General features: G+C 35.0%; 22 protein-coding genes. 13 read left to right on the top strand and 9 right to left on the bottom strand.

Going from position 1 to position 22,777, the window contains the following annotated elements:
* Positions 1-104: 104 nt before the first annotated feature.
* Complete coding sequence (locus FLS47_RS12370) at positions 105-527, top strand: glycoside hydrolase domain-containing protein (protein WP_223225270.1); 423 nt, start codon at positions 105-107, stop codon at positions 525-527.
* Between the two features lie 298 nt (positions 528-825).
* On the opposite strand, the gene FLS47_RS12365 is transcribed toward FLS47_RS12370, so the two are convergent.
* Positions 826-1,212: a YchJ family protein gene (locus tag FLS47_RS12365; protein ID WP_149914677.1), complete on the bottom strand. Its 387-nt coding sequence runs from the start codon at positions 1,210-1,212 to the stop codon at positions 826-828.
* Positions 1,213-1,340: 128 nt separating this feature from the next.
* On the opposite strand from FLS47_RS12365, the gene FLS47_RS12360 reads away from it, so the two are divergent.
* Complete coding sequence (locus tag FLS47_RS12360) at positions 1,341-1,835, top strand: lipocalin-like domain-containing protein (RefSeq protein WP_149914676.1); 495 nt, start codon at positions 1,341-1,343, stop codon at positions 1,833-1,835.
* Positions 1,836-1,874: 39 nt separating this feature from the next.
* Here FLS47_RS12360 and lysS read toward each other — a convergent pair whose 3' ends face one another.
* Positions 1,875-3,581 carry a lysine--tRNA ligase gene (gene lysS, locus FLS47_RS12355; RefSeq protein WP_223225269.1) on the bottom strand — a complete coding sequence of 569 codons (1,707 nt, stop codon included), beginning with the start codon at positions 3,579-3,581 and terminating at the stop codon, positions 1,875-1,877.
* Positions 3,582-3,806: 225 nt separating this feature from the next.
* Here lysS and FLS47_RS12350 point away from each other — a divergent pair, with 225 nt between their 5' ends.
* The 6 genes from FLS47_RS12350 (at position 3,807) to FLS47_RS12325 (ending at position 8,744) form a co-directional block, all read left to right on the top strand.
* Positions 3,807-4,055, top strand: coding sequence for a type B 50S ribosomal protein L31 (locus FLS47_RS12350; protein WP_149914675.1), 249 nt, complete (start codon positions 3,807-3,809; stop codon positions 4,053-4,055).
* A gap of 68 nt (positions 4,056-4,123) precedes the next feature.
* On the top strand, positions 4,124-5,326 hold the full coding sequence (locus FLS47_RS12345; RefSeq protein WP_149914674.1) for a putative sugar nucleotidyl transferase: 1,203 nt from the start codon (positions 4,124-4,126) through the stop codon (positions 5,324-5,326).
* Between the two features lie 21 nt (positions 5,327-5,347).
* Positions 5,348-6,115: a triose-phosphate isomerase gene (tpiA, locus tag FLS47_RS12340; protein WP_149914673.1), complete on the top strand. Its 768-nt coding sequence runs from the start codon at positions 5,348-5,350 to the stop codon at positions 6,113-6,115.
* A gap of 8 nt (positions 6,116-6,123) precedes the next feature.
* The gene (gene prmA, locus FLS47_RS12335) at positions 6,124-6,963 is read left to right on the top strand and encodes a 50S ribosomal protein L11 methyltransferase (RefSeq protein ID WP_149914672.1); all 840 of its coding nucleotides are present in this window, start codon (positions 6,124-6,126) and stop codon (positions 6,961-6,963) included.
* 3 nt (positions 6,964-6,966) lie between these two features.
* Entirely contained in the window at positions 6,967-8,352 is a 1,386-nt protein-coding gene (locus FLS47_RS12330) for a Mur ligase domain-containing protein (protein ID WP_149914671.1), read from the top strand.
* 62 nt (positions 8,353-8,414) lie between these two features.
* The gene (locus tag FLS47_RS12325) at positions 8,415-8,744 is read left to right on the top strand and encodes a helix-turn-helix domain-containing protein (RefSeq protein ID WP_149914670.1); all 330 of its coding nucleotides are present in this window, start codon (positions 8,415-8,417) and stop codon (positions 8,742-8,744) included.
* Between the two features lie 75 nt (positions 8,745-8,819).
* Here the strand turns inward: FLS47_RS12325 and FLS47_RS18300 are convergent, their stop codons facing one another.
* The 6 genes from FLS47_RS18300 to FLS47_RS12300 form a co-directional block, all read right to left on the bottom strand.
* The gene (locus tag FLS47_RS18300; RefSeq protein WP_160068245.1) at positions 8,820-8,981 is read right to left on the bottom strand and encodes a hypothetical protein; all 162 of its coding nucleotides are present in this window, start codon (positions 8,979-8,981) and stop codon (positions 8,820-8,822) included.
* Between the two features lie 133 nt (positions 8,982-9,114).
* Positions 9,115-9,675, bottom strand: coding sequence for an SMC-Scp complex subunit ScpB (gene scpB, locus FLS47_RS12320; protein WP_149914669.1), 561 nt, complete (start codon positions 9,673-9,675; stop codon positions 9,115-9,117).
* Positions 9,676-10,800, bottom strand: a complete 1,125-nt coding sequence (mqnC, locus tag FLS47_RS12315) for a cyclic dehypoxanthinyl futalosine synthase (RefSeq protein WP_149914668.1) — start codon at positions 10,798-10,800, stop codon at positions 9,676-9,678.
* A 379-nt stretch (positions 10,801-11,179) separates the two neighbouring features.
* Positions 11,180-12,379, bottom strand: a complete 1,200-nt coding sequence (locus FLS47_RS12310; RefSeq protein ID WP_149914667.1) for a pyridoxal phosphate-dependent aminotransferase — start codon at positions 12,377-12,379, stop codon at positions 11,180-11,182.
* Positions 12,380-12,476: 97 nt separating this feature from the next.
* A complete protein-coding gene (locus tag FLS47_RS12305) occupies positions 12,477-12,848 on the bottom strand; it encodes a DUF1573 domain-containing protein (protein ID WP_149914666.1) in 372 nt (123 codons plus the stop codon).
* Positions 12,849-12,986: 138 nt separating this feature from the next.
* Positions 12,987-13,952 carry a KpsF/GutQ family sugar-phosphate isomerase gene (locus FLS47_RS12300; RefSeq protein WP_149914665.1) on the bottom strand — a complete coding sequence of 322 codons (966 nt, stop codon included), beginning with the start codon at positions 13,950-13,952 and terminating at the stop codon, positions 12,987-12,989.
* Between the two features lie 95 nt (positions 13,953-14,047).
* Here FLS47_RS12300 and recQ point away from each other — a divergent pair, with 95 nt between their 5' ends.
* The 4 genes from recQ to FLS47_RS12280 all read left to right on the top strand — a co-directional run bounded on the left by recQ (position 14,048) and on the right by FLS47_RS12280 (position 20,332).
* Positions 14,048-16,237 (top strand): DNA helicase RecQ, encoded by a 2,190-nt coding sequence (recQ, locus tag FLS47_RS12295; protein WP_149914664.1) that lies wholly within the window; start codon positions 14,048-14,050, stop codon positions 16,235-16,237.
* 6 nt (positions 16,238-16,243) lie between these two features.
* Entirely contained in the window at positions 16,244-17,059 is an 816-nt protein-coding gene (gene kdsA, locus FLS47_RS12290; protein WP_149914663.1) for a 3-deoxy-8-phosphooctulonate synthase, read from the top strand.
* Positions 17,060-17,248: 189 nt separating this feature from the next.
* A complete protein-coding gene (locus FLS47_RS12285) occupies positions 17,249-18,733 on the top strand; it encodes an alanine/glycine:cation symporter family protein (RefSeq protein ID WP_149914662.1) in 1,485 nt (494 codons plus the stop codon).
* Positions 18,734-19,006: 273 nt separating this feature from the next.
* A complete protein-coding gene (locus FLS47_RS12280; protein WP_149914661.1) occupies positions 19,007-20,332 on the top strand; it encodes a Na+/H+ antiporter NhaC family protein in 1,326 nt (441 codons plus the stop codon).
* Between the two features lie 205 nt (positions 20,333-20,537).
* Here the strand turns inward: FLS47_RS12280 and FLS47_RS12275 are convergent, their stop codons facing one another.
* The gene (locus FLS47_RS12275; protein WP_149914660.1) at positions 20,538-21,644 is read right to left on the bottom strand and encodes a Gfo/Idh/MocA family protein; all 1,107 of its coding nucleotides are present in this window, start codon (positions 21,642-21,644) and stop codon (positions 20,538-20,540) included.
* A gap of 154 nt (positions 21,645-21,798) precedes the next feature.
* Here FLS47_RS12275 and FLS47_RS12270 point away from each other — a divergent pair, with 154 nt between their 5' ends.
* The gene (locus FLS47_RS12270) at positions 21,799-22,038 is read left to right on the top strand and encodes a hypothetical protein (protein WP_149914659.1); all 240 of its coding nucleotides are present in this window, start codon (positions 21,799-21,801) and stop codon (positions 22,036-22,038) included.
* Positions 22,039-22,777 lie beyond the last annotated feature (739 nt).

Raw genomic sequence — 22,777 nt, 5'->3', positions numbered from 1 at the left:
GCTGGAAATAGTACTCCCGGAATCCAGAGCCATAAAAAACATCCTCTTGAAAATGGATGAAAAACAAACAAGGTTAATCGAGATCGTCAATAAAAATTTCTAGGGTGTCCCATTGCGGAAAACAGGAAAAATGGGTGCGCGCAATATGTAATCAATTCTATGGTATAGATGGATTACATGGATATGGATATGGACAGGATGAAGATCAAGGACAATTGGGAGCTTGGTACGTGATGGCAAGTATGGGATTGTTTGATGTGGGGGGATTAACCGCTATTAATCCTACATTCCAATTATCAAGTCCATTATTTGATCGAATTGAAATTAAGTTAAATAAAAAGTATTATAGCGGAGAAGAGTTTGTTATTAATGTAGATAATAACTCTGCTAATAATATGTACTTAGAGTCCATCTCTTTAGATGGTAAATCTCAAAATTCAATAACAATTCCATTCTCCTCAATTGTTAAAGGTGGAAATATTTCATTAAAATTGAGCGACAAGCCAAATAGTAGTTTAGTATTATAATTTTATATAAATTACTTTAAAAACGAAAGCTAATCGAGAAATCGATTAGCTTTTCTTATATAATATTGAAACACTATTTTTCAAGGTAGACTCAAACAGTATATGTTTGAGGTTTTGTTGGTTAATCTTCGATCTGAACTAGATCGTCTCCATCATGAAGCCACTCTGTAGCATCTATGAAGTTTTCCAAATTTGTGATTTCTAAATCTTTAATCATATTCTTAATTTTTGTTATTCAAATATAGAACCTGATTATTAGTGTAGTGTTTTTTTAATATTAAATTTAAGTTAAGTTGATTCAGCTTAATATAACACCATCTACATAATACCACTTATCCTGAACTTGTTTGAATGTTGATTTTTCATGATGTACATTAGTATTCATTGTACCATCTACATAGTGAGCTTTGAATTCCACAGTATTTAATTTCGATTTTACAATTTCCAAAAACATCCACTTACATTCCTTTGCCCAATTTTCTATTTCTTTTTTGTTTTGATATCCTCTTGTGCTAGTATGATAAGTATTGTAGATGAAGTCTATATTGTGTGTGACATAAGCAGTATATCTTGCGCGCATTAGCTCTTCTGCGGTGGTTGCTTTTTGTAAATCTTGGTGAATGATGTTGCAACAATCGTTATATGTATTTTCACTGCCGCAAGGACAAATTTCGAGTTGAGACATTGTTAATAATTTTTTACAAACTTACATTTTCTTGCTAAAACATGCGTAAAACGCTTTGTCGGATTTATGTTAAAAATGTGACAAACTATTTAGTTCAAAAATGCGTTCTAGTATAAAAATCATACAGTATGGGATCATTGAAAAATGAAATTATTGGGACGTGGAAGTTATTATCTTATATCGAAGTTCCGGTGGGTGGTGAGGAATATCTATTTCCTTTAGGAAAGAATCCAAAAGGGATTTTGATATTTAGTCCAGATGGCTATATGTCTGTACAGATATCAGTCAAAAATCCTTTAAAATATGATTCTGAAGATCGATTCTCTGCTACAGATGATAGAATTGCTGCTCGATCAAAAGAATATATCGCTTTTACAGGCAAATACAAAACGGATAATGTCTTATCACATGTAATTTATAATATTGAAACAGCATTAAATCCTAATTGGGAAGGCGTCAAGCAGGTTAGAAAGTTGGATTTTGAAGGCGATATTTTATATCAAAAATCTGTAGAACCCATTTCTTCCAATGGACAAATGGTGCATGCGTATATGACGTGGCAGAGGAGTCCAAAATTAATGGATATCGAAAGTTTAGATAAAGAACTCGAAGAATTATATTAAAGAAAAATGGGTTGGTTTATTAAAACCAACCCATTTTGTTTATTTGATAGTGATAAACTTATTATCACCTTCCACCACAATATTGATTAAATCTTTTTGACGTAAGCTTTTAGTAGCTGTGTCCCATTTTTTACCAGACAGGCCAGATTTATCCTTAGCTTCAGCTAAAGTTTGTTTCTCGTCGGATAAAATGCCTATAACGATTTTTTCATCTTCAGATAGCTCTACAACAGGTTCTGTTTTCTCTGGACGCATTTGTGGGAAGAATAATACTTCTTGAATAGATGCATTATTCGTTAAGAACATAATTAATCTATCCATACCGACGCCCAAGCCCGATGTAGGAGGCATGCCGTATTCCAAAGCTCTCAAGAAATCTTGATCAATAAACATCGCTTCATCGTCACCTTTTTCAGATAGCTTCATTTGCTCCTCAAATCTTTCGCGTTGATCGATAGGGTCGTTTAATTCTGAATATGCATTTGCAATTTCTTTACCACACACCATCAATTCAAAACGTTCAGTCAATTCAGGATTGTCTCTGTGCTTTTTCGTTAATGGAGACATTTCGATCGGATAATCAGTGATGAATGTTGGTTGGATAAAATTTCCTTCACATTTTTCGCCAAAAATTTCATCAATCAATTTGCCTTTACCCATGGTATCATTTACATCAATGCCCATGCCTTTTGCGGCTTCACGTAGTTCGGATTCTGATTTTCCAGCAATATCAAAACCAGTGAATTGTTTGATAGCATCCGCCATTGTAACTCTTGGATATGGAGCTTTGAAGTCAATTTGGTGTTCACCAAAAGTAGCTTTACTTGTTCCATTAACAGCAATCGCGCAGTGCTCCAATAGACGCTCTGTAAAATCCATCATCCAATTGTAGTCTTTGTAGGCTACGTAAATTTCCATTGCTGTGAATTCCGGATTGTGTGTACGATCCATACCTTCATTGCGGAAATTTTTGGAGAATTCATAAACGCCTTCAAAACCACCAACGATTAGACGTTTTAAGTATAATTCATTCGCAATACGTAAATACAAAGGAATATCCAACGCATTGTGGTGTGTGATGAATGGGCGTGCAGCTGCACCTCCAGGGATTGCTTGCAATACTGGCGTTTCTACTTCCATATAACCTGCGTCATTAAAGAATTGACGCATAGCATTAAATAGTTTTGTGCGTTTTACAAAGATATCTCTGTTTTGTGCGTTTACAATCAAATCCACATAGCGCATTCTATAACGTTGCTCTGGATCGGTAAAAGCATCAAAAGTCTTTCCGTCAGCTTCTTTTACAATTGGAAGTGGACGCAATGATTTCGTAAGTACAGTTAGTTTTTCGGTATGAATTGATATTTCACCTGTTTGAGTCGTGAACACATATCCTTCTATTCCAACAATATCACCAATGTCCAATAACTTTTTGAATACCGTATTGTAGAACGTCTTATCCTCACCAGGACACAAGTCATCGCGTTTGACGTAAACTTGGATACGTCCTGTAGAATCTTGTAGCTCAATGAAAGATGCATTACCCATGATTCTACGGCTCATGATACGACCCGCAATACGAATATTCTTATAATTGATTTTATCTCTTTCGTAGTTTTCTAGTATATCTGCCGCTGTGACATTTACCTTGTATTCATCAGCAGGATAAGGGTTTATTCCTAGGTCGATGATACCTTGTAGGTTTTGTCTACGTTGTAGTTCCTGTTCGGATAGTGAAATACTCATGTTTTATCTATTTTCAAATAATGAGCAAAAGTAAGAAAAAGAGTAGATAAAAGTGATTTTTATATGTATTATATACGAAAATAATGTAGCTTTGTGCTTTATTCAAATCCATCGTATTTCGTGGAAAAATAATAAGCGTGTTGATAAATATTATTTTGGAATTAATTTTAAAATAAGTTATCTTTGCACCTCAAATGTTAGCATATATAGTAATCATAAGATAAAATGAAAAAAGATTTACATCCATCAAACTACAGATTAGTTGTATTCAAAGATATGTCAAATGACTATGCTTTCTTAACTAAATCTTGTGTAGACACAAAAGAGACAATTACTTGGGAAGATGGTAACGAATATCCAGTAGTGAAATTAGAGATTTCTCATACTTCACACCCTTTCTATACAGGTAAAATGAAATTGGTTGATACTGCAGGTCGTATCGATAAATTCCGTACACGTTACAACAAGAAATAATTATAATTTAACGATTATATATAGAAAATCCCGATATGTATTTATCGGGATTTTTGTATTTTTAGCGAATGAGTATTTCCCTTGTCTTATTTGATCGATTTGAAGCTAGAGAAGAATTATTGCCACTTGTAGCTACTCGTCCAATTGGAAATCTTCGGGTCGGTGCTTTCACTTTAGATAAAAAGTGGTCTGATATTTTGGGAATACCGAATGTTTCATATCTGACAGAGGATTATCTTTCAATCAAATTTCCGCTAAATATCCCAACCGAGGAAGTCTTAGTTATTAAAGCGAATGTACTTCCAAATGAAATTCTTCTTGAAGCACTAAAAAATCTGCGATTAAATCAACGATTAGTTGATTCTGATGGTGAATGGATCGCTTTTAGAACCAAATCAAAGATTAAATCAGATATTATAGAAGATTTGAATTCAGAAGAGTTTACTTTAGTGGAGTATACACAGGAATATGAATCCTTAAAATTTCTTGAAGATATTTTTACATATAATGCGGCGCAGATAGCATTTGATTATTCTTTTATCGAAATAGAGTCACTATATCATTCGAACATTGGCGTTACAATTATAGGAGATAAGTATAAAATTGCATCTTCGGCAAAGCTTTCTGCATGTACATTAAATACATCCTCAGGAGCTATTTTAATTTTGGATGGAGCGATTATAGAATCCGATTGTGTGATACATGGTCCAGCTGTGATCGGAAAAAACGTGCGAGTAAAATCGGGTACGGTTATGTACCAAAATGTGACTTTAGGAGATAATTCCGTTGTGTGTGGTGAGTTGAATAATGCAGTTATTTGGGGTAATTCAGCCAAAGGACATTATGGTTATTTAGGGTGTGCGGTGGTAGGTGAGGGGTGTAATTTGGGTGCTGGTACAACGAATTCTAATTTAAAAAATGATTGGAATACCGTAAAAGTATATTCCTATAAGGACAATAATTTCCGAAATACGGGGTTATTAAAATGTGGTGTCTTCATAGGCGATCACAGTATGTTGGCAATATCTTCCAAAATAAATACAGGTACAGTAATTGGAGTAGGGGTTCAGGTCGCAATCTCGAAATTTATTCCCAAATTTGTGCCGGATTTTTCATGGCTTTCTGATGGAAAGTCTGAAAGCTATATTTTAACAAAATTTTTAGAAATGCTTTCTCGTAAGGCAGAAGTAAAGCGGGAAGACTTTACAGAATTGGATAAGGAAATATTAGAGTATATTTACAAACAAACATTGAGATTAAGAAATTATTAATCAACCTTAATATATAAAACTATGCGTAAAAAAATTGTTGCAGGAAACTGGAAAATGAATTTGAATTTTGAAGAAGGTGTAAGTCTTTTTTCTGAAATTGTAAATATGGTAAAAGACGAAGTTGTAGGTAACCAAGAGGTTATTGTATGTACGCCTTTTATTCATTTATCAACTGTAGCTAAATTGTCTGAGAATGTAAAAAACGTAAATATAGGTTCTCAAAATATTCATCAAGCTGAATCAGGTGCGTACACAGGTGAAGTATCTGCTTCACAGGTGAAATCTGTAGGTGTAGAATATGTGATATTAGGTCATTCGGAGCGTAGAGCATATTTCGGTGAAACTGATTCTTTGTTGGCTGAAAAAACTAATGCTGCGTTGAAACATAACTTGAAACCAATTTTCTGTATTGGTGAGACAAAAGAAGAGCGCGAATCAGGTAAATTTTTTGATGTAATCAAAACGCAATTGGTGGATGGTGTGTTCCACCTTAGTAAAGATGAATTCGCGAAAGTCGTATTAGCATATGAGCCAGTATGGGCGATTGGAACAGGTTTGACGGCTAGTCCGGAGCAAGCGCAAGAAGTGCATGCATTTATTCGTGAGACTGTAGCAAATCACTACGATGCAGAAACAGCTGAAAACACTACTATTCTTTATGGCGGTAGTTGTAATCCATCAAATGCACCAACATTATTCTCACAAAAAGATATTGATGGTGGTTTGATCGGCGGTGCTTCTTTGAAGTCACGTGACTTTTTAGATATTGTTAAAGTATTTAATGCATAATCATAAGAATGAAATATACTGCGGTTAACTTTGTGAGTACGGATATTCAAGATTGGCAGAAGGATTTGTTAATAGCTGAATTGGCGGAAATTGGATTTGATACATTTGAGGATACCGATGAAGGATTTGCGGGATATATTCCTAGCGCAAATTTGGATACTCAAGCTCTTGAAACATTGTTGCTGGCTCAAGCCAGTGAATTCAATGTAGATTATCAAATCAATGATGTGAAAGAGGAAAACTGGAATGCATTTTGGGAATCAAACTTTAATCCAATTGTGGTGGATGATGCTTGTTATGTGCGTGCAACTTTTCATGATGCTAAGCCGGAGTATACATTTGAAATCGTTATAGATCCTAAGATGTCGTTTGGAACTGGTCATCACCAGACGACATCTATGATGTTATCTTATATTTTGGAAAATAATTTTCAAAATAAGAAAGTTCTTGATATGGGCTGTGGGACGGGAATTTTGGCTATTTTAGCAGCAAAAAAAGGGGCAAAACACATATTAGCAGTAGATTATGATAATATTTGTGTTGATAGTGTCAAAGAAAATTCCGAACTTAATGGTATCACTAACATTGAATCTCAATTAGGATCAAAAGAAGTTATTGTAGGAAATAAGTTTGACACCATATTAGCTAATATAAATAGAAATATTTTGTTAGATCAGATGTCTACATATGCTGATAATTTAGATTCAAAGGGCGAGTTGTATATCAGCGGTTTTTATGAAGAAGAGGATCTTCCGATTCTAAGAAAATGTTGCAAGGAACTTTCTTTTACTTTTGTTAGTCATAAAGTTTTAGATAAATGGTGTGCAGCAAAATTTATTAAAAAATAAGCTATGCGCATTCACTTTATAGCTATAGGAGGTAGTGTGATGCATAATCTAGCCATTAGTTTAGCTAGATTAGGTCATCAGGTTACAGGATCTGATGATCAGATTGTAGAACCTTCTAAATCAAATCTTCGTGAAGCTGGACTCTATCCTACTGAAATAGGCTGGAATGCTGATGTAATTACAGAAGATTTAGATGCTATAATTCTGGGGAAGCATGCAGACGCGGATAATCCAGAATTAATAAAAGCTCAAGAGCTTGGAATTAAGATTTATTCTTTTCCAGAGTTTATTTACGAACAATCTAAAAACAAGATACGAGTCGTAATAGCAGGTACATTTGGTAAAACTACTATAGTAAGTATGATTATGCATGTACTTAAAAAACTTGGTAAAGATTTCGATTATGTGGTTGGCGCACAACTAGAAGGGTTTAATTCATTGATTAAATTAACCTCTTCAGCACCAATTATATTGATAGAAGGTGATGAATATTATGCTTCATCGATAGATGATCATTCAAAATTTCATTACTATCATCCTAATATTGCATTAATAAGTAATGTACATTGGGACGCGAATAAAACAGAAGTAAGTGAAGAGGTATATCTTCAGCAGTTTGAAGATTTCATTGACACTATAGTTGCAAAAGGTACCTTAGTATATAATAAAGAAGATACGAATGTACTGAAAGTTGTCGGAGATACTAAAGATTGTAAAATAAATAGGCATGGATACAAAATGCCAAATTATACTATTAATAAAGGAATTACTTATATAACTATAGGAGATGAGCAAATTCCTTTACAGATTATAGGAAAGCAAAACCTTTCAAACATTGCAGGTGCATATACTGTGTGTGAATGGTTGGGGATAAAGCGTGGAGAGTTTTATGAAAGTATTAGCGATTTTAAAAGTTCAATCCGTTATCTAGAATTTGTTAAAAGTGAGGATGGATCCGTTGTTTATCAAGATTTTGCACATACACCATCTAAGCTTTATACAAGTATTCATGCTGTAAAAGAACAGTTTTCGAATAAAAAATTGTTGACACTAATAGAATTAACTCCTTATGATATATTGAAAGACGATAAGTTAGAAATGTATCGTCACAGTATGATTGAATCAGATTATGCTGTAGTTTTTTTAAATAAAAATAGTATAAAAGAAAAAAATATAGTTTTAGGAAATGTTGTTGATAAAATATTTTCAACATTTGATCACACTAATATGATTGTAATAACTGATTTTGATGAGTTAAATTTTTACTTGGAACAATTTGAAAGTCAGGGAGTTAATTTATTGGTTATGAGTTCGGATAGTAACATTGGAGTTAATGTGTTAAGTTTTGCGGATAAATTTTTGGCTAAAAAAGTCAAAAATTTTAAATAGTTAGTTTTTAATTTAATAATTTTTTTTTAACTTGCACGTTAAATAATAAAAACATTTACCAAATGAATACTTTAGGGAAAAAAATTAGATTATTAAGACACCAAAAGGGATGGAGTCAAGAAGATGTAGCAAAGCGATTGGATATTTCTATTCCAGCGTTTTCAAAAATTGAAACTGGCATTACTGATGTAAATCTTTCGAGATTAAATCAAATTGCTAAATTATTCAATTTATCATTAGTTCAATTGTTGTCTACTTCAGATGCCAATGAAGAGAAAGAGAAATTTGAAGAGATCAATGAATTGAACCAAAGATTGCAAACTCGTGAGGCGGAGGTTATTGACTTGCAAAAGAAAGTAATTGATTTGTACGAACAACTGCACAAAAAATAATTAAATAAGGGCTATTTTTAAATATTTAAAAATAGCCCTTATTTTTTGGCTTAGACTATTACTAGTTTTCTATTCCTAGAAATCTTCATCGTCGTCATCAAGGTCATCGAATCCTCCGATAGTATCAATGTCGATGTTAAAATCATCATCATCGAAATCATCTTCATCATCTTCAGGACCGTTGAAATTGATTAAATTCTCATCAAGTTCCAACTTTTCGATAGTTTCGTTCATCATAGCAATACTTACTTTCTATTGATTATTATATCGTAAAATTATACAAGAAAACCTAAACTAAAAATTTTTTTTAAAAAATATATTACTGATAATCAACTCTTTAATTTTTAAAAAAATGTTAATTAATGAAAAATTATTCTATGATTTCACCAATGCTATTTTCTTCATTGATGATATCTTTCAATTGTGGTAAGTCCTTTACCGAATTAATACCAAAGTGATTCATAAATGTATCACTTGTCGCATATAAAAGAGGCTTACCTATACTCTCAGCTTTACCGATAATTTTAATCAAATCTTTTTCTAATAAGCGTTGTATAGAATAATCGCAATTTACGCCGCGTATTTGCTCAACTTCTAATTTTGTGATAGGTTGTCGGTAAGCAATAATTGCAAGGGTTTCCAATCCCGACTGACTCAATTTCTTGCGATCACGATGTGCCTGCATTTGATTTATTACATCGTGATAACTTTCTTTTGTCAAGAAATGATATTTGTTATTAAACGTCTTAAGAGAGAATACTTGATCCTCTGCTTCGTATTTTAGTTTGATCTGGTCTATAAATGATAGAACTTCATCTTTATTGATGGTAATCATCAAACCATCTTGAAGGATATGCTTTATCTCTGTTGCGGAGAGACCTTCTTCAGATGCAAAAATTAATGCTTCGATATTTAATAGTATATCTTTCACTTAGTAATTAATTACTTGTTCGACCATAGATTCTGGCAACTCTCTAAATTTATATGTCTGCGTGCGAAGTTGAGGCTCAAATCCTGCTTCAATAATTGCGTCCTGAATGGATTTTGAAGTGAATCGGTGAGGCGCACCTGCGGCAGAGACTACGTTTTCCTCTATCATAATAGACCCAAAATCATTTGCTCCACTATGCAAGCACAATTGTGCTACGGCTTTTCCAACAGTCAACCATGAAGCTTGAATATTTTTGATATTAGGAAGCATGATGCGACTCAATGCAATCATACGTATATATTCATCTCCCTTAACATTGTTTGAGATTCCGCGTAAGCGTTTTAGTAATGTACCATCATCTTGAAAAGGCCACGGAATAAATGCTACAAAACCATAATGATCCGCTGGTTTTTCAGACTGAACTTCACGAATCCAAACCAAATGCTCTAACCTTTCTTCGATTGTTTCGATATGTCCAAACATCATTGTAGCCGATGTCGGCAAATTGATTTTGTGCGCAGCACGCATCACATCTAACCATTCTTGACCTCCACATTTGCCTTTTGAGATTAGACGTCTTACACGATCATTTAATATTTCGGCACCAGCACCTGGCAGTGAATCTAGACCAGCTTCTTTTAACTTTGTCAGCACATCAATATGTGACATTCCCTCCAATTTAGCAACATGCGCTATTTCAGGGGGACCTAATGAATGTAGTTTAAGGGTAGGGTAGAGTTCCTTAAGTTGACGAAACAGGTTTGCATAGAATTCCAAACCTAAATCAGGATGGTGACCTCCTTGTAATAACAGTTGATCTCCGCCATATTTGAAGGTTTCTTCAATCTTTTGTTTGTATGTTTCTATATCAGTAATATAGCTATCCTCGTGACCTGGTCGACGGAAGAAGTTGCAAAACTTGCAATTGGCAATACACACATTGGTTGTATTGACATTTCTGTCAATTTGCCAAGTAACTTTTCCATGTGGAACTTGAATTTTTCTTAACTCATTGGCGATATACGCCAAATCCGCTGTAGATGCATTATGGTATAAAAAAATACCTTCTTCTTTGGTCAAAAACTCAAAGTTTAATGCGCGTTCTAGTAAATTCTCTACATTCATTACAAACAAAGATACTGATGATTTTTTAGTATAAGAAAGGATTATTCGCGTAGAATATAAAATCTATTTAACGTGTTGAAAAAGTATAATCATGATAAAATATGGGTAAGCTCTTATTTGATATTCTTCTTTTTAGCATCTGAATCTTTTGCGAATTTGAGTAGAATAAAACCAGCTAAGCCCACAAGCCACCAGGTCATAAAGCAGTATTTTGTAAGTTCAGAAATAAAGTGGGAAGATATGCGAGTCGTGAAACCATAAACCCCCGCAAAAAACAAGAGAATACTAATAAGAAGAAGTGAAATTCCAAAATATCGCATAAATACAAATAGGGGCTGAAAGAACCCCTATTTGTAAATTTAAGAAACTAATGTCTAATTTATATTGTTCTGCCTGGGTAAATTTCCAAGGCTTTTTCTAAACAAAATAAAGCTTTATTCAAATCATCTTGATTTAAAACATATGCTAGGCGAACTTGATCTGTACCAACACCTGTTGTGCTGTAAAATCCAGTAGCTGGAGCCATCATAACAGTTTCATTTTCATATGAAAATGATTCAAGAATCCATTGACAGAATTTATCCGCATTATCAATAGGTAATTTTGCGACTACATAAAAAGCACCTCCTGGATTAGGACAGAATACGCCTTCGATAGCATTAAGACCAGCAACTAATGTGTCTCGTCTAGCAGTGTACTCTTTTGATACAGCTTGAAAATATGAATCTGGTGTGTCAACAGCAGCTTCGCCTGCAATTTGTCCTTCTAACGACGGTGACAAACGTGCCTGTGCAAATTTTAATGCAGTAAGGTATAATTCTTTATTTTTAGTGATTAAACAACCAATACGTGCTCCGCAAGCCGAATAACGCTTAGATACGGTGTCTAAAACTACAACATGATTTTCTAATCCCTCCAAGTGCATTGGTGAAATAAAATCTTTGTCGTCGTAACAGAATTCACGGTAAGCCTCATCCGAGAATAAGAATAAGTCATATTTCAAACATAGCTCTTTAAGAGCTTCCATTTCTTCACGAGAATAAAGGTAGCCAGTTGGATTATTTGGATTACAAATAGCAATGGCTCTAGTTTTATGTGTGATCACTTTTTCGAATTCTGCGATAGAAGGTAAAGCAAAACCATTGTCAATATAAGACATAATAGGTTTTACAACTATACCTGAAGAACAAGCGAAACCATTGTAATTTGCATAAAATGGTTCTGGGATAATAATCTCCTCACCAGGATTCAAGCAAGCTTGCATCGCAATGGTAATGGCTTCTGATCCACCATTTGTAACCAAAATATCGGTTGGTGTAATGTTGTAATTTAATTTGTTGTAATATTCCGCTAATTTCTGACGGTACGATGCAGTACCTTCGGAAGGAGTATATGCCCAAACCTTAAAGTCAATGTTTTTTAATGCATTAAGCATTACTTCAGGTGTTTCGATATCGGGTTGGCCAATGTTAAGATGATAGATTTTTTTGCCATCTTTCTTAGCTTGGTCAGCATAAGGAGTTAATTTTCTAATAGGCGATGCAGGCATGTCCATGCCCTTTTGCGAAATTTTTGGCATATTATTGAGTTATTATTTCGGGACAAATATAGTTTAAATAAAAAGCCCTATCAAATGAATTTTGATAGGGCTTCAATATTGGTTTTGATGAGAATTATTATTCCACGTTACCTTTAATTGTTAATGTCTTTACTGGTGTTTTTGTGTTTGATTTTACAATAAATGATTTTGTAAATGGTCCTTTTGCAGCAGCATTATATGTCACTTTGATTTTACCAGTATCACCCGGTTTTACCGGTGTTTTAGAAAAATCAGCTACTGAACAACCGCATGAAGGTGCCACTTCTGATATAATTATTGGCGCTTTGCCAGCATTTGTAAATGTAAACTCATATGAAGCTGGTTTGTTGTAAGCAATGTTTCCGAAATCATGAGATTCGGTCTCAAATTTAAATTCCCCAACTTGCATCATCGCTGTTAATGTAATAAATGCAATGACTGTAGTAGCTATAGTTAATATCTTTTTCATATTTCTCTCTTTACCTGTTCTTGTCCGTTTTTGTTTAATAATCAATTTTAATCAATTATTTTGCCAAAATAAAACTTTGGCAGACTAAAAATCAATAACCACAATAATTTTACACGGATTAAAATCTGTTTTTGACGTTTAGATAATTCCTTCCTTTAGTAAATCTTGGATATGAATAATGCCAGCGTAATCTCCATTTTCGGTTACTACCAGTTGAGATATATTATTGTCTTTCATGTAATGAAAAGCATTAATTGCCAGCTCAGTTTGTTCGATTTGCTTAGGGTTAGCGCTCATAATGTCTTTTGCTGTTAATTTCGATGTATCTGCATAATTTTCGAGCATACGGCGAATATCCCCATCCGTAATAATGCCAATAATCTTATCGTTCTCAGTAACCACAGTTGCACCTAATCTGAATTTTGTGATGGTAATAATGGTGCTTCGGATATTATCTGTAGATAGGACAGAAGGTTTTCCGTTGTTATTGGACAAATCAGCAACTTTCAGGTACAGTTGCTTCCCAAGTGCACCGCCAGGATGATATTTTGCAAAATCTCTGTCTGTAAACTGTCTAACTGTTTGCAAACAGACTGCCAATGCATCACCCATAGCCAATTGCGCAGTAGTACTTGTCGTAGGTGCTAAGTTGTTTGGACAAGCTTCTTTTTCTACGGTGGTATCCAATATGTAATCTGCTTGTTGTGCCAAGAATGAGTTCAAATTTCCAACTATACCAACAAGTTTGTTTTTCGCTTGTTTTAAAAATGGAATCAATACTTTAATCTCAGGAGTATTTCCGCTTTTGGAGATAACAATCACTAAATCATGTTCTTGAATTATTCCTAAATCACCATGAATAGCGTCAGCGGCATGCATAAAGATGGAAGGAGTTCCCGTAGAATTCAATGTTGCTACAATTTTTTGCGCAATAATTGCACTCTTCCCTATACCCGATACAATAACGCGCCCATTTAAGTTCAAGATTATATTGACAACTTCTGCAAAGTCATCTGTAACTTTTTTCGTCAAGGCTTCTAGTGTTTTAGCTTCTAACAGTAATACTTCGATAGCCTCTTTTTTTATTTCTGAATTGCTTTTCACGGAAAATCTCCTTATTTTTATTCTATAATTGACAAAAATAAAGTATTTAATTTTTAGATGGTCAATAGTCTACTTATATTTTTGTAATGGCGCTGATGGAAATAGAAAAATCATTGTACGATAATCTCCAGGAATTCTTTGGTTTTGATGCATTTAAGGGGGATCAGGAAGCAATAATCACTAACATACTTAATAAAAAAGACACTTTTGTTATTATGCCTACGGGAGGTGGAAAGTCGATATGTTATCAACTTCCTGCTTTGATGAGTGGTGGTACGGCTATTGTTATCTCGCCTTTGATCGCTTTGATGAAAAATCAAGTGGATCAATTGCGTGCGTTTGGAGGAAGAGACAGTATTGCTCATTTCTTAAATTCATCACTCACAAAAGGTGAAATCACACGTGTGAAAGCGGATGTGACATCCGGACAAACAAAACTTCTTTATGTGGCTCCAGAGTCGTTGACTAAAGAAGATAATATTGCTTTTTTGCAATCGATTAAAGTATCTTTTGTCGCTGTGGATGAAGCGCACTGTATATCGGAGTGGGGACATGATTTTCGTCCTGAATATCGTAAGATCAGAACGATTTTAAATGAAATTGGAGATAATATTCCAATTATTGCGCTTACGGCTACGGCTACTCCAAAAGTTCAGTCTGATATTCGTAAGAATTTGCAGATGACGGATGCAACATTGTTTAAGTCATCGTTCAATCGATCTAATCTGTACTATGAAGTAAGACCTAAGAAAAATATTGCAAAGGAAATTGTAAAATTCATTCGAAATAATGCGGGAAAAACAGGAATTATCTATTGTTTAAGTCGTAAAAAAGTAGAGGAGATAGCAGAAATCCTTAATATAAATGGCATCAAGGCATTGCCTTACCATGCTGGCTTGGATGCGAAAACCCGTGCTGATACACAAGATAAATTCTTGATGGAAGATGTGCAAGTTATTGTGGCAACTATCGCTTTCGGAATGGGGATAGATAAGCCAGATGTGCGATATGTGATTCACCATGATATTCCAAAATCGATGGAAGGCTATTATCAGGAAACTGGTCGTGCTGGTCGTGATGGAGGTGAAGGCTATTGTTTGTCATTCTATTCGAAAAAGGATGTCGATAAGCTTATTAAATTTATGAAAGATAAGCCTGTTTCGGAACGAGAAATAGGTACACAAATATTAAAAGAAGTTATCGATTATTCTGAATCTTCAGTGTGTCGTCGTAAACAAATTTTACATTATTTCGGTGAAAAATTTGATGAGACGGGATGTAATAGTATGTGTGACAATTGTCGCTCGACTAAGACTTATTTTGAGGCGGAAGAAGATTTAGTAAAAGTCTTGAATTTCATCAAAGAAGAAGGAAATCGTTTTGATGATCAGCATATAATCAATGTTTTCATCGGTCAGAATAATCAACCTGTATCGGCTTATAAGCATGATGAGCATAAACTTTTTGGCTATGGTAAGGATAAAGGAATCAACTATTGGAATTCTTTAATCAGACAGGCTGAACTTGCTGATTTTGTAAAAAAAGATATCGACCATTATGGACTTTTGGTCTTGACTGATGAGGGTAAAAAGTATCTTAGCAACCCTTATAATTTGAAGTTCATCTTGAACAAAGAGATTGAAGCGGCAGATGATGAGGATGGCGATGATGGTCCACAAGGTTCGGGTGCGTTGGATACGGAACTGTTGAAAATGCTGAAAGATCTGCGCAAGAAAATAGCGAAGCAGAAATCTTTACTACCGTTTGTAATCTTCCAAGACCCTTCTTTGGATGAAATGTGCACACATTATCCAGTGAGCATTGAGGAACTGAAGCAAATTCATGGTGTTGGTGCAGGAAAAGCATTAAAGTTTGGCGGTCCATTTGTCGAGCTTATTAAAAAATATGTTGAGGATAATGGTATTGAGCGAGCGCAAGATCTTGTTGTTAAGAGTACAGCAAATAAATCAGCGTTGAAAGTAAGTATTATTCAAAATATAGACCGTAAGCTTGCGCTTGATGACATCGCTGGTTCAAAAGGCATCAGCTATGAGGATCTTTTGAAAGAGGTTGAATCTATTGTTTATTCAGGCACAAAACTAAATATTGGCTATTTTGTGGACGAAATGATTGACCAAGATAGGCAGGACGAAGTGTACGATTACTTCAAATCTGCGGAAGAGGATTCGATCAAAACGGCATTGAATGAATTGGGTGAGGAGGATTATTCGTATGAAGACATTCAATTGATGCGTATTAAATTTATTTCGGAATTAGGAAATTAACATAAAATGATAAACAACTATTTACCTGGTATTAAGAATGGATCATCAGATCAATTCTTTTTAATGGCGGGTCCATGTGCTATAGAAGGTGAGGAGATAGCATTACGTATTGCAGAGAAAATCGTAACGATTACGGATAAATTAAATATTCCTTATATTTTCAAAGGTTCTTACCGCAAAGCTAACCGTTCGCGTGTGGATTCATTCACGGGAATTGGTGATGAAAAGGCACTTAAGATTTTAGAAAAAGTAGGCAAAGAGTTTGGTGTGCCTACGGTGACAGATATTCACGAAAGTCATGAAGCTGCAATGACAGCGGCGTACGTGGATGTGTTGCAAATTCCTGCTTTCTTATGCCGTCAGACAGAGTTGTTGGTAGCGGCTGCAAATACAGGTAAGGTAGTCAACGTGAAGAAAGGACAATTTTTGTCCGCTGAATCTATGAAGTTTGCTGTTGATAAAGTAAAAGACTCAGGCAATGATAAAGTTTTATTGACGGATAGAGGTAATTCTTTTGGGTATCAAGATTTAATCGTGGACTTTAGAGGTTTGCCTGTCATGCGTTCTTTTGATGTTCCTACGGTTATGGATTGTACGCATTCATTGCAACAACCAAATCAAACTTCGGGTGTAACGGGTGGTAAGCCAGAATTGATCGAGACAATCGCTAAGGCAGCTATAGCTGTAGGAGCTGATGGATTATTCATTGAGACACATCCTGATCCTGCGAATGCAAAATCAGATGGTGCGAATATGTTGCATTTGGATTTGTTAGAAGATTTATTAACAAAATTGACGCGAGTGCGTGAAGCTATTTTGTAATAGCTCAATATAAAAAGGAGTTGCTAATATAAATTTGCAACTCCTTTGTTTTTACGGTCTTATTTAAGATTAATTAACACATATATTGATTACCCTGGGTTTTTCATTTATTTTTTTGTAGATATACTTCATGTTTTATAGAAAAATCACGTTATTTATAGCCTAATACGAATTATTAACACCTTTTTGATGGAAAATATTATATCGACAATATCTGGATATGTTTGGAGTGAAATTTTTATTTATTTATGTCTAGGAACGGGGCTCTATTTCTCCGTTAGAACTGGCTTTCTTCAAATAAGATATCTAAAAGACATGGTCAGATTTCTTTTTGCTAAGAATCAATCTAATCATGGTATTTCATCGTTTCAAGCATTTGCTTTAGCTATCTCAGGACGTGTAGGGACGGGGAATATTGTTGGCGTAGCCACAGCAATCTATATGGGCGGACCTGGTGCTGTATTTTGGATGTGGGTAATCGCTTTCCTAGGTTCTGCATCCGCGTTCATTGAGTCATCTTTAGCACAGGTATATAAGCAAAAGGAGGGAGATATCTTTAGAGGTGGTCCTGCATATTATATTGAGAAAGGCTTAGGTGTCAAATGGTATGCCTTGCTTTTTGCAGTTATCACCATTTTGAGTACGGGTTTTCTATTGCCAGGTGTCCAAAGTAATGCGATAAATGGAACAATAACTAATGCTTTTAGCTATTCCAATGAGGTAATCCATTTTGCGGGGACAGATTGGACTGTAAGTTATGTCGGTTTAGTTGTTGTGATATTATTAGCCGTTATTATAATTGGTGGTGTCAAACGTTTGGGGCAAGTTTCAGAATTTGTTGTTCCATTTATGGCTGGCGCGTATATTCTTATGGCAATCATTATCATTGCTTTGAATTTCACGCAACTTCCTGCAGTTTTTTCGATGATATTTTCATCCGCATTTAGTATGAATGCAACTTTTGGTGGAATAGTAGGGACAGCAATCGCTTGGGGAGTGAAAAGAGGAATTTATTCTAATGAAGCGGGACAGGGTACAGGGCCACACGCAGCGGCTGCAGCTCAAGTGAATCACCCAGCTCAGCAAGGACTTGTACAGGCTTTTTCTGTGTATGTGGATACTTTATTTGTGTGTACTGCTACGGCATTAATGATTTTGTTCACCAATCAATTTAATGTGGTAGGCGAATTCAATGCTAAAGGGGAGGCTACTAGTTTCTTGGTAAATTATGTCCCAGGAATGGGAGTTGAAGGTTTTACACAAGCAGCAGTCGCCCATCATTTTCCGGCTATTGGCAATCAATTTGTAGCTATTGCCTTATTCTTTTTTGCGTTCACGACGATTATGGCCTATTACTATTTTGCTGAAACTAATGTTGCCTATATTTTCAAAGGCAAGAAAAACAAATTGGTTATTTGGGTATTGCGCATCGTATTTTTGTTTTCGGTTTATTATGGAACGATTAAAACAGCAAAACAAGCTTGGGATTTAGGTGATATTGGTGTGGGCTTGATGGCTTGGGTAAATATTATTGCGATCTTGTTGCTAAGCAAAATAGGTATGAAGGTGTGGAAGGATTATGTTGCACAGCGTAAACAAGGAGTTGAAGACCCTACATTTGATCCGAAGAAATTGGGAATCAAAAACGCAGATTTTTGGGAAGAGAATAAATAAAGTTAGTTCGATTTAAGGAATTTGTTTAAGATCCCTCTATGCCGGGGAGGCAATTACTTTTTTCCGAAAAAAAATAATCAAAACCGAAACATAGTGAGCTCATCGAAGATAAACTCGTCGCTGTACCGAGTTGCCACAATGATTCAGTATTCCTGCAAATGGCAACTCACTAAGGCGACATTTGCTGTGAAATAAAGGGAATTACAACTATTTGAATTTTCTTATTTCGAACAGAGATTGGGTAAATTTAAATAAAAGAATAAAATAGTAAGTATGGGTCAGGAAAATAAAGCAGGTAACTTTTGGGCATTATTGCCGTTAATTATTTTTATAATCATTTATTTTGCAGGCTCTCTTTATTTAGGTGATTTTTACGCATTACCTGTATTGGTTGTATTTGTTATTTCGCTATTTGTCGCATTTTTTCAATATCCGAACAAAAGCTTTGACGAGAAATTAAAAAGTTTTGCGAATGGGTCTGGTGATCAAAATATTCTGATTATGATTCTCATATTTCTGTTGGCAGGCGCATTTAGTGAGTTGTCGAAGTCAATAGGTGCATTGTCCTCTACCGTGAACTTTGCAATGACTTATATTTCGCCTCAATTTATCCTTTCGGGTATTTTTCTAATTGCTTGTTTTGTATCTATTTCCATGGGAACTTCTGTGGGAACTATTGTAGCCTTAGCACCTTTTGCCGTGGGGTTCGAAACCTATATTCCTGGAATAACAGTTATAGCTTTGGCTGCGGTCGTAGGAGGAGCCATGTTTGGGGATAATTTGTCCTTTATTTCTGATACCACCATTGCTGCGACAAGAACTCAAAATGTAAGCATGCGTGACAAGTTTAAAATCAATTTTAGAATCGTTTTGCCTGTCGCTATTTTGGTGGTTATAATTTATTATTACCAAGGAGCTGCCTTTGCCGAAAATGTTGGAAATATAGAGGTTGGAGAATTTGAATTCATCAAAGTATTGCCGTATATACTCGTCTTTACACTTGCCTTATTGGGTGTTCAAGTGATTTGGACATTAGGAATCGGTATTGTCGCTACCTTATTAATCGGATTATATACCAATTCGATTACTTTGTTGGATTCGATCCAAAGTATAAATTCAGGCTTCGCTGGAATGTTTGAATTAAGTTTGCTGTGTTTGATTATCGGTGGAGTAGTAGGCATTATTCGTCAAAATGAAGGAATTGATTTCTTGCTCAATTCGGTTTTGAAAAGAATAAAAACGAAACGCGGAGCGGAATTGGGTATTGTTTCTTTGACTGCTCTGGTTAATTTTGCGTTGGCAAATAATACGATTACGATTGTAATTGTAGGTCCACTAGCGAAGGAGATTTCGGATAAATTTGGCTTAGAGCCAAAGCGTGTAGCAAGTATTTTGGATACAGTTTCTTGTTTTATTCAAGGAATTATTCCATACGGCGCACAAATATTGGCTGCGCTCGCGGCATCTTCTATTGTTTTGGCAGGAGCATCACAACCAACTGTGTCGCCAGTGGAACTTATCTCGTATCTGTATTATCCGTTTTTAACAGGATTAGCAACATTGGGATTTATTCTATTTAGTAAGAGAGAGTATAAATAGATTTAAAATACATCATTTTTATTCTTTAGTGCCCTCATGCCGGGCAGGCAGTTACTTTTTTCCGCAAAAAGTAACCAAAAACTCGTAGCTGTACCGAGTTGGCACAACGTTTCGACATTCCTACAATTGGCAACTCACTAAGGCGACATTCAAGCATAACAATGGAAAGTTCTGTTAATTGATACATGTTAGGAAGACTTTATGATCATTTCTTCAAAGTCACCGTCTTACCAGACTTCGCACTACGAATAGCGGCATCTAATATTTCCATGACGACCATATTATTCTCCAAAGACGACAAATCGTAAGGCTTTAATTTAATCTCCGTATTGATTACTGCGGCGAAAAAGTTAAATGGGTCATTGAAGGGCTTTTCTAAAGTCTTCAAATCAAATTTTTCTTCTTTGAACCCATCATATCCTTCGGACTTTTTAAGGCGTAGATGATGGCTATTATCCGCGTAGATCACACCGTCTAAACCATAAATCTCCAAATCCTTGCGTCCTATCGTCCAATTCCAAGAGGGTTGAAGCAAGACATTACTATTTTCATAAGTCAGAATTATCGTCGCATCATCATCAACTTTGGGATTGTTTTCTTTTTGCAATTGTTGAGTAACTGCCGTAACAGAAATCGGTTTTTTGCCATCCATAAACCAGGTCATTAAGTTGGCGCCATAACAGCCAAAATCGGTAATTGCGCCACCACCATTTTGTACAGGATCGGTTAACCATGACAGAAATTCGGGATCAATATTTATTTTCGCTGGACCTTTATGCCCATCACGAATTACTGCTTTTCGCATAGTTCCAATTGCATTGCTTTGCAATAATTCGTAGGTTTTCTTCATGGTTGGATACCATGTCGTTTCGTAGTTTGTTATTAAATGGATGTTGTGTTTTTTCGCTAGGGCTTCCATTTTTTTGGCGTGGGCAAGACTCACAGCCAATGGTTTTTCGACCATTACATGAATGCCCTTTGGTGCACATTTCTCTACTACTTCCAAATGTTCATACACCGTACCAAATGCCAGCACAGCTTGTGGCGACTTACTTTTAAACAGTTCATCCATACTGCTGTACACTATATCTAAAGGGAATTTGTAGTGCTTAGCAAACCGCTCGGATAGTGCCTTATCGGGCTCTACAATACCTACTACCTCGTATTTTTCTGTTTTTAGATTTCCCAGTATCCAATGTACATGCGAATGTGTTAATCCTACAATAGCGTATTTAATAGGCTTATTTTGCGCTTTGAGTGTGGTTAATGCAGATAAAAGGATCAAGCAAATAACAGAAATTCTTGAGATCATAAAGCTAAGTTTAGAAGTGGGTAATACGATTTAACCTAAAATAAGTAAATTATCGTATATTTTTTCAATACTAATACGTCTTTAGCAAAACAATATGAGGATCTTTTCCGTTTAAATAAGTGACAATCTAACACATTGAAAAATTTTTTAAAACATGAACCAGCATTTTAACAGACAATTTTCAAAAGAAATAAACGGAGAAACAATATCATTTGAAGCGCAGTATGATCCTACAACGCATCATTTTACGGTGACCGAGAATACCACCAAACAATACAAATTACAATTTGACCCAACGTCCAGAACATGGACGACAACAGATGGTCCAGAACCTACCATACCTGTTGAGGAATTAGCTAATTCTGTACAACAAGCTTTTGGCGTTTTTGTGTAGAAATTTTAAATCCTTTCGCCTACTGGGCAATTACTTTTATTCATTTATATTGTCTTTAGTAGGAAGGAGCATTTCTTGGTTTTCCTAAAATATTAATTAGGTTCGGCGTTCAAACTTTGAGGTAGGATTTTCTACCTTTTAGGTTCAATGTTCTATATTTTAGATAGGATGTTATACCTTTTAGCTAGGATGTTCTATCTTTTAGGTTAAACATTGAGCCTTTTAGATTGAATGCTCAGTGTTTTAGATTGAATGTCGAGTGTTTTATGTTCAAAGTTCTATTATTAGCTTATTTCTTTATTTTATCGTAAGTATTTTAATTATGTTTTCTCGATAACAAAGAGTTCAAAAGTACAATATAAATTAAAATTTGACCCAACATCCAGAACATAGACAACTACAGATGATCCAGAACTATCAATACCAGTGGACGAATTGGCAACATTGGCACAGCAAAGTTCTGGGGTTTTTGTGTAGGAATAAGGCAATTAGAGCTTTCAAAACGCGGAATTTATGCATATTCCATACATTTTTAAGTGGTAATAAATGTTATTTGAAACATTAATGTTTTTGGAATATTATTTTAATCTTTTAAATAATCTGTTAAAGTGCTGGGTATTTCGGAGGGATAGTGCCAGTGTTTTCGGTCAAACTGTGCCACTTTTAAGATGCTGCAATTATATCAAAAAAAACTTATAAACCTCTTATATTTTTCCTTTACGGAGAGAATTTCCTTCTA

Origin of the sequence: Sphingobacterium cavernae, from assembly GCF_008520265.1 — a bacterium.
GTDB lineage: Bacteria > Bacteroidota > Bacteroidia > Sphingobacteriales > Sphingobacteriaceae > Sphingobacterium > Sphingobacterium cavernae.
Note: the sequence above shows the minus strand (reverse complement) of the source record. Positions and strands in the feature narration are given on the sequence as shown.

Excerpts from the sequence above, each read along its gene's own strand:
- FLS47_RS12365 (WP_149914677.1), bottom strand. The coding sequence starts at position 1,212 with ATGTCTCAACTCGAAATTTGTCCTTGCGGCAGTGAAAATACATATAAC.
- FLS47_RS12360 (WP_149914676.1), top strand. The coding sequence starts at position 1,341 with ATGGGATCATTGAAAAATGAAATTATTGGGACGTGGAAGTTATTATCT.
- lysS (WP_223225269.1), bottom strand. The coding sequence starts at position 3,581 with ATGAGTATTTCACTATCCGAACAGGAACTACAACGTAGACAAAACCTA.
- FLS47_RS12350 (WP_149914675.1), top strand. The coding sequence starts at position 3,807 with ATGAAAAAAGATTTACATCCATCAAACTACAGATTAGTTGTATTCAAA.
- FLS47_RS12345 (WP_149914674.1), top strand. The coding sequence starts at position 4,124 with ATGAGTATTTCCCTTGTCTTATTTGATCGATTTGAAGCTAGAGAAGAA.
- tpiA (WP_149914673.1), top strand. The coding sequence starts at position 5,348 with ATGCGTAAAAAAATTGTTGCAGGAAACTGGAAAATGAATTTGAATTTT.
- prmA (WP_149914672.1), top strand. The coding sequence starts at position 6,124 with ATGAAATATACTGCGGTTAACTTTGTGAGTACGGATATTCAAGATTGG.
- FLS47_RS12330 (WP_149914671.1), top strand. The coding sequence starts at position 6,967 with ATGCGCATTCACTTTATAGCTATAGGAGGTAGTGTGATGCATAATCTA.
- FLS47_RS12325 (WP_149914670.1), top strand. The coding sequence starts at position 8,415 with ATGAATACTTTAGGGAAAAAAATTAGATTATTAAGACACCAAAAGGGA.
- FLS47_RS18300 (WP_160068245.1), bottom strand. The coding sequence starts at position 8,981 with ATGATGAACGAAACTATCGAAAAGTTGGAACTTGATGAGAATTTAATC.
- mqnC (WP_149914668.1), bottom strand. The coding sequence starts at position 10,800 with ATGAATGTAGAGAATTTACTAGAACGCGCATTAAACTTTGAGTTTTTG.
- FLS47_RS12310 (WP_149914667.1), bottom strand. The coding sequence starts at position 12,379 with ATGCCAAAAATTTCGCAAAAGGGCATGGACATGCCTGCATCGCCTATT.
- FLS47_RS12305 (WP_149914666.1), bottom strand. The coding sequence starts at position 12,848 with ATGAAAAAGATATTAACTATAGCTACTACAGTCATTGCATTTATTACA.
- recQ (WP_149914664.1), top strand. The coding sequence starts at position 14,048 with ATGGAAATAGAAAAATCATTGTACGATAATCTCCAGGAATTCTTTGGT.
- kdsA (WP_149914663.1), top strand. The coding sequence starts at position 16,244 with ATGATAAACAACTATTTACCTGGTATTAAGAATGGATCATCAGATCAA.
- FLS47_RS12285 (WP_149914662.1), top strand. The coding sequence starts at position 17,249 with ATGGAAAATATTATATCGACAATATCTGGATATGTTTGGAGTGAAATT.
- FLS47_RS12280 (WP_149914661.1), top strand. The coding sequence starts at position 19,007 with ATGGGTCAGGAAAATAAAGCAGGTAACTTTTGGGCATTATTGCCGTTA.
- FLS47_RS12275 (WP_149914660.1), bottom strand. The coding sequence starts at position 21,644 with ATGATCTCAAGAATTTCTGTTATTTGCTTGATCCTTTTATCTGCATTA.
- FLS47_RS12270 (WP_149914659.1), top strand. The coding sequence starts at position 21,799 with ATGAACCAGCATTTTAACAGACAATTTTCAAAAGAAATAAACGGAGAA.